General features: G+C 71.3%; 4 protein-coding genes. 1 reads left to right on the top strand and 3 read right to left on the bottom strand.

Annotated features, from left to right (window positions below):
• The 3 genes from E1298_RS45795 to E1298_RS45785 form a co-directional block, all read right to left on the bottom strand.
• Positions 1–648, bottom strand: a 648-nt coding sequence (locus E1298_RS45795) for a lytic polysaccharide monooxygenase auxiliary activity family 9 protein (RefSeq protein WP_131903634.1), incomplete at its 3' end; no start/stop codon positions are given.
• Positions 649–724: 76 nt separating this feature from the next.
• Positions 725–1,738: a TerC/Alx family metal homeostasis membrane protein gene (locus tag E1298_RS45790; RefSeq protein WP_131903633.1), complete on the bottom strand. Its 1,014-nt coding sequence runs from the start codon at positions 1,736–1,738 to the stop codon at positions 725–727.
• A 67-nt stretch (positions 1,739–1,805) separates the two neighbouring features.
• Positions 1,806–2,168 carry a DsrE family protein gene (locus E1298_RS45785; RefSeq protein WP_131903632.1) on the bottom strand — a complete coding sequence of 121 codons (363 nt, stop codon included), beginning with the start codon at positions 2,166–2,168 and terminating at the stop codon, positions 1,806–1,808.
• 219 nt (positions 2,169–2,387) lie between these two features.
• On the opposite strand from E1298_RS45785, the gene E1298_RS45780 reads away from it, so the two are divergent.
• Positions 2,388–2,873, top strand: a complete 486-nt coding sequence (locus E1298_RS45780; protein WP_131903631.1) for a heme-binding beta-barrel domain-containing protein — start codon at positions 2,388–2,390, stop codon at positions 2,871–2,873.
• Positions 2,874–2,906 lie beyond the last annotated feature (33 nt).

Genomic DNA, 2,906 nt, shown 5'->3' with positions numbered 1-2,906 from the left:
CGCCCCGTCCGTCTTGTCCGCGCCGCCCGCCGCCCCGAACACCACGTCGGAGCACGAGTAGTAGGTGTCGGGAGTGTCGGACGTCTGCCAGATCGTGTAGATGAGGTGGCGGCCGGACTTGCCCCGGGGGAGCCGTCCGGTGAACACGTAGGCACCGCCGCGCCGCGGCGGGTCCTTCACCTCCAGGAACGGCTTGGGCTCCAGCGCCGACCAGGTCAGCCGCTGGGTCGGACGGTAGCCGTCCCGCGTCACGTAGAGCCGGAGGCTCCCCCGGTGCGGGATCGACACCCGGTAGCCGAAGGTGTGGCGGGCGGCGGCGGACAGCTTGGTCACCGGCCAGTCCGGACGCGCCAGGTCCAGGCCCTTGAACCGGCTGATCCCGGCGCTGCACAGCTTCCCGTCCGGGATGACCTGGCGGTCGCGTCCGCGCACGTTCGGGACCCGCAGCTCGTCCCACTCGGCGAGCGCCGGACCGCTCAGCCCGGCCGCGGCCCGGCAGGCGCCCGACCGGGCGCTCGCCCGTTCCGGGTCGCAGACGACCGACCGGCTCACCGGGCTCTGCAACGCCCCGTGCGCACCGGCCGGGGCGGCGACGGCGGCGGTGATCAATCCGAGACCGGCCAGGACGGCCAGGGTGCGAGCGGCCACGTGGGACGACCTCCTGAGGCGGCGGGCGATGATCAGCAGTACGCGCCCGCGGCCGCCGGGGTTCAGACCGCGCGGATCAGCGCCGCTCGGCCTCCTCCCGCCGCCTCTCCTTGGGCCCCCGCAGGGAGCCCGCCTGCGCGCGCTCGTCCGGATGGGCGCGGACGCGCAGGAGGCTGGCGACCGTGGTGACCACCAGCACGAGGAGGATCACGCCGAGGGACAGCGGCGTCGGGATCTCCGGGACGGAATGGCTGACGTCCTCGTGCAGGAACAGCAGGATCAGCTTCACCCCGATGAACGCCAGGATCACCGACAGGCCGATGGACAGGTAGACGAGCCGCTCCAGCAGCCCCTCGATGAGGAAGAAGAGCGCGCGCAGGCCCAGGAGCGCGAACGCGTTGGCGGTGAAGACGATGAACGGTTCCTTGGTCACGCCGAACACCGCCGGGATGGAGTCCAGGGCGAACAGCACGTCGGTGCTCCCGATCGCCACGAACACCAGCAGCAGCGGCGTCATCACCCGCTGCCCGTCCTCGTGGGCGAGCATCCGCCCGCCGTGGAAGTCGGTGCTCACCGGCAGGATCCTGCGCGCCCGCCGGACGAGCCAGGTGTCCTCGACGTCCGGCTCCTCCTTGCGGTGCCGGACGAGCTGGACCGCCGTCCAGATCAGCACCAGCCCGAAGAACAGGAACGTGAACGAGAACAGGCTGATGGCCGCGGCGCCCACCGCGATCAGGACCGTCCGCAGGATCAGGGCCGCGGCGATGCCGAACAGCAGCACCTTCTGCTGGTACCGCTCCGGCACGCCGAACCGCGCCAGGATGATCACGAACACGAAGAGGTTGTCGATCGACAGGCTCTTCTCCACGATCCAGCCGGAGAAGTACTCGGTGCCCGCCCGCGACCCGCCGAGCCCCCACAGCGCGAGACCGAACAGGACGGCAACGGAAACATAGAACACCGACCAGAACGCGGCCTCGCGCAGCCCGACCGCGTGGGGCCGCCGCACGGCCACCACCAGGTCGAACACGAACAGCGCGACGATCAGCCCGATCGCCGCGACCCAGGCCCAGGCGGGTATGTCGACCATGCCGGCAGCTCCCCAGGAGAACGGGACGACGGCGGACTCATTTCCGTTCTGGGCCGGAACAACCGGGTCAGTACACGAGAGCCTGCACGCCGTCCGAGGTGATCTCCTCGACGAACGTCGGGGCGCCCGCGATCCGGACCCCGGGCAGGATGTCGTCCGGGCCGATGTCCCGGCGGGCCGCGCACTGGGTGCACAGCGTCACCCGTCCCCCGTCCAGGATCACGGCGAGCAGATCGTCCAGCGGCGTCGCGTGCGGCAGCGAGAACTCCTTGGCCCTGCCCGGCAGCGCGAACCAGGCGGACTCGCCGGTCAGCCAGAGCGAGACGGGCACCCCGCTCGCCGCCGCCGCGGCCGCGACCGTGAACGCCTGGTTGCACCGTTCGGGAGCGTCCGCCCCCGCGGTCACCTTGATCACCAGAGGTCTCGCCATACCGGCACTCTAGCCCGCCCGCCTCCGGGCGAAACGCCTTCGCGGGGCGTAGCATCGCCTGCTGTGGGCGGCATGGTGAACGCGGGTGTCCTGATCCTCGTGCTCGGGCTGGTGGTGGTCTCGGCCATCCTGCTCGTCGTCCGGCTGAGCCGTCTGAAGTAGCGGGCGGGCCGCCGGAGGCGGAGCAGCGGCGACGCGGCGCCGCTACGCTCGCTCCCCATGGAGCCTGAGCTGCACCCGGACCTTGAACCGCTGAAGTTCCTGCTGGGCACGTGGGAGGGGGCCGGCGTCGGCGGCTACCCCACCATCGAGGACTTCAACTTCGGCCAGGAGATGTCCTTCACCCACATCGGAAAGCCGTTCCTGATCTACACCAGCCGCACCTGGATGATCGAGAAGGACGGCACCCTGGGACGTCCGCTGGCCACCGAGACCGGCTACTGGCGCCCGCGCCCGGACCACCGGGTCGAGCTGACGCTGGCGCACCCCACGGGCATCGTCGAGATCTACCTCGGCGAGGTGGCCTTCACCCGCGTCGAGCTCCAGACCGACGTGGTCGCCCGCACCGAGTCCGCCAAGGAGGTCACCGGCGGCACCCGCCTCTACGGCCTCATCGGCGAGGACCTCGGCTGGGCCTACGACATGGCGGCGGTGGGCCGGGAACTCCAGTCCCACCTCTCAGCCCAACTGAAACGCGTCGCCTGACCGCGGGGCCGGACGGGAGAGGGGTCGGCCGGG

It is taken from the genome of Actinomadura rubrisoli, assembly GCF_004349215.1.
GTDB classification, from domain to species: Bacteria; Actinomycetota; Actinomycetes; order Streptosporangiales; family Streptosporangiaceae; genus Spirillospora; species Spirillospora rubrisoli.
This window is presented reverse-complemented; position numbering and strand designations above follow the sequence as displayed.